This window comes from Allotamlana fucoidanivorans (genome assembly GCF_006265225.1).
Lineage (GTDB): Bacteria > Bacteroidota > Bacteroidia > Flavobacteriales > Flavobacteriaceae > Allotamlana > Allotamlana fucoidanivorans.
This window is the reverse complement of the sequence record NZ_VDCS01000028.1, coordinates 1-5,867: the sequence shown is the minus strand read 5'-3', so window position 1 is coordinate 5,867 and position 5,867 is coordinate 1. Positions and strand designations below refer to the sequence as shown.

Annotated in this window: 5 protein-coding genes; all 5 read right to left on the bottom strand. The window is 29.8% G+C overall.

Translation table 11 applies throughout. From position 1 onward, the window contains the following. Window positions 1-143: 143 nt before the first annotated feature. The gene (locus FGF67_RS16480; protein ID WP_139698857.1) at window positions 144-1,601 is read right to left on the bottom strand and encodes a serine hydrolase domain-containing protein; all 1,458 of its coding nucleotides are present in this window, start codon (window positions 1,599-1,601) and stop codon (window positions 144-146) included. A gap of 130 nt (window positions 1,602-1,731) precedes the next feature. Continuing rightward, a complete protein-coding gene (locus FGF67_RS16475; RefSeq protein ID WP_139698856.1) occupies window positions 1,732-2,436 on the bottom strand; it encodes a hypothetical protein in 705 nt (234 codons plus the stop codon). 190 nt (window positions 2,437-2,626) lie between these two features. Next, entirely contained in the window at window positions 2,627-3,136 is a 510-nt protein-coding gene (locus FGF67_RS16470; protein ID WP_139698855.1) for a hypothetical protein, read from the bottom strand. 1,225 nt (window positions 3,137-4,361) lie between these two features. Continuing rightward, a complete protein-coding gene (locus tag FGF67_RS16465; RefSeq protein ID WP_139698854.1) occupies window positions 4,362-4,979 on the bottom strand; it encodes a DUF2846 domain-containing protein in 618 nt (205 codons plus the stop codon). Between the two features lie 391 nt (window positions 4,980-5,370). Then, window positions 5,371-5,730 (bottom strand): hypothetical protein, encoded by a 360-nt coding sequence (locus FGF67_RS16460; RefSeq protein ID WP_139698853.1) that lies wholly within the window; start codon window positions 5,728-5,730, stop codon window positions 5,371-5,373. Window positions 5,731-5,867 lie beyond the last annotated feature (137 nt).

The following is a 5,867-nucleotide window of genomic DNA, read 5'->3' as shown; positions in this document are numbered from 1 at the left end:
TGTTATTAGCCCCAGAAAGCATCTTGATTTTAGATGGTGAATAACTACCAAAAACAACAAACGCCCTGAAAATAGGCGTTTGTAATTCAAGTTTTTATAAAATTATGGGCTCGTGCAACGGCTACCATTGTTAGGCACAGTTTTTATTCACTTAATTTATTTATCATGTTCTTCGAACGATTAACCAGTCGTTGTTCATTCGACGGATTTAGTTCAACTACTTTTTTATAATTTTCTATAGCTAACTCATTATTATTTTCAGTTTTATAGGCATAGTATTGTCCTAATCCATAGTATCCTCCAAAATAATTTGGATATTCAGATTTGATTAGTTCAAATATTCCTTTTGATTTTTCGGGTTCTTTGTTAAAAAAACCAAAGCCTAAATAAAGTAACTCCTCATTTACAATATCGTATTTACTATTGTCAGATTTTAGTTGGTTAAATTTGGTTGTAAAATTTTCTATTCCGTTATCCTCAATATCTTTTTTTAGTGCCAGTTCAGCAGGCATAGGTGCTTTGTAATCAGAAAAGAGACTAGCTAAAAATAAAGCCTTTCTTTTTAGACCTCCTAAATTTCCGTAATTTGAAAAAATTGCTACTGTAATTTTTTCAGATGGAATTCTTAACGTTGTAGTTAGAAAACCTCTTGAGCTTCCATTGTGAAGCAAATATTTTTTGTCATTTTTTTCGTCTATAAACCAACCAAACCCATAGCCATTTCCATCGGTTTTTCCATTTTCGTCCCAATTAGAAAACGCATCATCGAGTAAATCTTTACTAACAAGAGTTTCATCATACAAAGCCTTATCCCATTTAGCATAATCACTAACAGATGAATAAATTCCTCCATCTCCTTGAACTGCGGTAAATTTAGTTTGGTCTTTCTTTTCAAATTTATTTTTTATCAAATTATAACCATATGCACGATTTTTTATTTTTAAGTCATTTAAGTACACAGTACTATTAGTCATCCCTAACTTTTTAAAAATCTCATCGTCCATAAATTTTTTGTAGGTTTTGCCAGAAACTCTTTCTATAATCATAGCCAAAACAGCATATCCTGAATTACTGTACCTAAATTTAGAGTTTGCAGGAAACGACAAACTATCTTGTTTCATTAAAAGATTAAGCACGTCTTTATCAACAAGCTGTTTTTCCCAATCTTTTGGATATAATCTATTGTAAGACTGTAAACCAGACCTATGAGTCATTAGGTTTTTAATTGTAATTTCCTTTCCATAATCTGGGAATTCTGGTATTATTTCTGTCAGTTTAGAATCATAATTTAATTTCCCTTGACTTATTAAAATCAAAATTCCCATTGCAGTAAACTGTTTTGTTACAGAAGCAATTCTGTAATTAGTTTCGCAATTGGCAAGTATTTTGTTTTCTAAATCTGCATATCCGAAACTTTGGCATTTTTCTATTTTACCATCCTTTATAACAATAAAACTTGCACTCGGTTTTTCTCCTATATAATCTTGAAATAAAAAGTTTATTAAGTCTTGTTTGTCATCTTTCTTTTCTGATAGTTTTACGGAAGACTTACATCCAGAAATAATGATTAATAAGACTAATGCTAAATATGTGTACTTCATTTTTTCAAATTGTGCCTAACGGTCTCGTATAACCGTCAGTTACGGGTTAATATGCGTTAATTTTCGGTTTAGCACAGGCGTTAGCAATTCCGAGTGGATTCGGACGTAGTCGAATCCGCCGTAATTGCGGTTATACATTGTTGGCAACTGGCTTTTTATTTATTTTTTCTAAAACATAATTAATGTGCCATATAAGTCTTTCATAAGAACCATTATCTAATGCTCTTTGGCCTGTTAGCATACTTGTAAAAAAAACAGGTACATTATTTAGTTCAGAGTTATTTTTAATAATTTCAGTTCCTAACTCATTGTCAAATTTAAAATCAAAGCTGCAATTAGTTTTATTTTTCAAATAATCTCTAGCTTTAGTATTTGATACAACTATTATTTTTGGTTTAGATTTTATTATAATTTTTCTTGAAATTTTTAATTGTTCGTTAATGAATTCAATTCCGTTTTTCTGTTTTTTTATTTTTTCTATAAAATGTTGTTTAGTCTCTCGATGGAATAGTAGGTCCATATGAGACCATTTTATCTGTGAATTTGAATTATTATTTATTTTTTTTGTTATGTCAACAAATTTTTTGAAATATACATATGGCTTTCCTTCTATAGTTCTTTTAGCATCTTGGTCTAAATTTATAAAATAACTTCCGTTTTTAGCTTTTTTTGTAAAAGATGGATTGATACCTATAAATAAAATAGAATTTTTAATTATTTTATCGTGTATTCCGTATCCTCTTTCTATAATGTCAATTTCTGAATATTTTGTGTCATTCCAAATATTATCAATTTCATTTTTAAATTCTTTTTCTATGCTTAAAATGTCATTCATTAAACTTATTTGTTTTCTCTAACGATTGTTTTTTCAGCTTGTTGCCAACGGTTTTGTATAAGAATAGTGCGGTTTTGTGTGCGAGGATTTTCCGAAGGAAAATCAGACGTAACAAAAGTGCACGAACTCTTGATTAAACACTAAACTAAGCATTATTTTTATACGGTGTTGTAGCACGTTTTTTTATTCATTAAGCGACTAAATTCAGTCCGCAATTTTTGCATTCAGTTTCATTTATCAAAATTCCGTTTTTACAGGCAGGACATTTGTCAGTCACGATTATAATTTCTTGATTATATTCTTTTTGCAATTCGTTTAGAAATTCAGAGTCTTTTTCCTCTATAAAATTCAAAATCCGTTTTCCAAAAGGTGGAAACCAAGATTGTAATTCAGACCAATAGATTTTGTGTTTGTTTTCATTTTTAGAAAATCCGATTATTTTATATTCAGATTTTCCAGAAACAAAACTATTAAATGTCAATCCTTTAGGTTGCTCAAAAATATTTCTTTCTCTTTCTTTTTTATTCAGATTTTTATATTCAACAAATGAACATTGTTTTTCATTAAGAAAGTTAACGATTTCAGATATCTTTATTTTTGGCTTAAAAAACAATGGATAAAGAAAGTATTTCACAATCAGAAACCAAATTGTCAGAACAATAATGATTGCAATTAATATTAAATATATTGGGTTTTCCATTCAGTTCTCAAAATGCTACAACGGTTTGGCTATGCGCAGTGCGGGATTTGAAAGCCGAAACTTTCAATCTGGCACGAACGGTAGCCAAAGCTGCGTTTTGTGTTTTTAAATTTATCCAACAAAAACGTCAAAGCGTAGCTTTGGCGGAATAGAATCACCGACCTTTCGGTTATCGCATCAACCCGCATTGCGTATAGGTTTTGTTGGCAGTAGTATTTTTTCTATTAAACTTTTCTTCGTTTTTAGTTTAGTCTTATTTAATATGGAATCAGAAAGCAGTTTTATGATTATCAATTCTATTAGTCCAATTGAAGTAGCTATAGCAGATTCATAAAGAGGGAAGTTCTGTTCGATATATGGTTCGTAAACTTCATTGTATAAAAATCCAATAATAACGAAGCTGATAACCCCAACTACAAAAAATTGAAGTACAGTCACTATCCAATTATACCTAGAAGTCGAAACTATAAATATCAAGTAGCCTACTATAAATAGGTACATGAAGGACCAACCTATCACGTCAATCGTAAGCTGGATAATCCCCCAAATCAAAAGGTAGATTATCAAACAAGTTAAAGATTGAAGGATAATTGTTTTCATTTAAGTCAGTCAATTTGGGGTGTTGTAAGTAGTAACCAAAGCCAAAATAAAGCCCAAGCAAGTCCGACAGAGTTAATAATTAGTAGTCCGATACTCTTATTGAATTTCCTTTTAAAAGTTAGCCCTGAACTAATCAGTAACAGGTTAATTGATAATGAAAAAGGCACGAGTAATAGACCATATCCCATTGCTCCACCCGAATTTTTTATTGTTACGAAACTGAATGGTATGAAATAAAGATTCGTCAAAAAAATAAGTATTGATATGGTGAAGTTTGCTTTTTTCAAATCAGTTTTTAAAGTTCAATTTTTGTTGTTTTATATTACTGCCAACGTGTTTGTATATGGTTTGTTGCGTGTTTTAAGCACCTAATTTAGCAAATACAAACCGAATAGAAAATCCGCGAGGATTTTCGTAAGTAGGCTAGAACTAGCAATAAATTATATACGGTGTTACAAAACGTTTTTTGTTTCTATTCTTTTATTCGCAAGGCTTTTCAAAACAATTATTAAATCCATCAGGACAAACTGTTTCAGTACAAGGCTCATCATCTTCCGTACAAGAAGCAAAAGAAACTGCTCCGATTATGTAAAAGCAAGCAATTATTTTTTATAATTCATATGATTTAATATTTAGGACTTTCTTTTTTCATTGTCAAAATAACGTATTCCGCAACTTTGGGATTATCTTTAAAAATGTGTAATGAATTTGACATATTCATATTATTTATAAAAGCCTCTCCTGTTCCTCCAAATGAACCTCGAATAAAATAAATTTCTCCATCTTTTGCGTCAATTTCGATAATATCTTTTTTTAGGTTTTTCTGGTTATATTTATGAACTTCTCCAGCTTTTACTTTATGCAAATAGTAACTATGAGTTTTAATATTAATGAATGAATTCCCATTATATTCAACTTTACAAGCAAGTGCAGAGCCTGTGTAAACATATGGTCTATAAAAATAGACGTGAGCAAACCCTTGTTCAGGTTTTTCTATTTTAATTTCTAATGGGTTTTTAATTATTGATGTATTTGCAAAATGTACATCTGCAAATTTGAATATGTTTTTTTTCTTTTTTCCTTTTTCTCCATTTATAGTATAACTGATTTTTTTATTTTTCAATTCAATAATTTTGCAATGAATTGTGTCGTTATCAACAGTTACTAAATAATCTGAATCGTTTGATTGAGAAAAAGAAATAAAAGTAAATAATGTTAGAGCTATTGTAAAAATTTTCTTCATTGTTTTTAGTTAATTTGTTCGTTAAATGTTTTGTAACGTGTTTGTATATGGAAAGTTGCGGGTTTGCGTGCGAGGAATTTCCGAAGGAAATTCAGACGTAGCAAACGTGCAACGACCTTTGTTTTAGCACAACACTAGCAATTTTTTATATACGGTGTTGTAAACAGTTTTTATTCTGTTGATTTTATTCTATTCCGATTAAAATTCGGTTCAAATTTCCTTTTAACCAATAATTTTCTTTTATAAATTAAAAAGATAAAGTATCCAAAGTAACTGAATATAAAAACTATTCCAATCCAAATATATTTGTCTCGTTTGTACTTGAAATTTAGAAACCTTAATTCCAATAAAAACAAAACTAAAAATACAATTCTAAAGTACAGCATTTATATTATCCTCTATGAACTTTAATTCGCGATACTTTTTTGTTTTGGTCAAAATAGATGGTCAAATGTCCTGTGTCAATTCCGTGTTTTGCCATTCCCAAATAATAACCAAATTCAGAGTCAGATTTTGTTTCCGGAATTCCCAATAATTCAATTATTTCCGTTTTCGATTTTCCTTGCAGTTCGTGATTATTTCGCAAACTATTCATCATATCCCAACGCAATGACCATTCAGCTTCTGATTCCGTCCAGTTTTTCCATTTTTCAGAGTCAAATTGTTCGTGAGTGATATTTCCTTTCAACGCAAATCCGATTAGAATTATCGTTCCAAAAATCAAAAACCCAAATTTTAATGCTTTTTTCAATGTTCGTCTTAAATGTCTAGTCCTGAAATATGGCTACAGGTTAAAAATTGATTTACGCTGTTTTTAAATATACCATATTTGGTGTTTTATAGTCTAAAGATACATGTAATCTAATTTGGTTGTATAGATTGATTGCA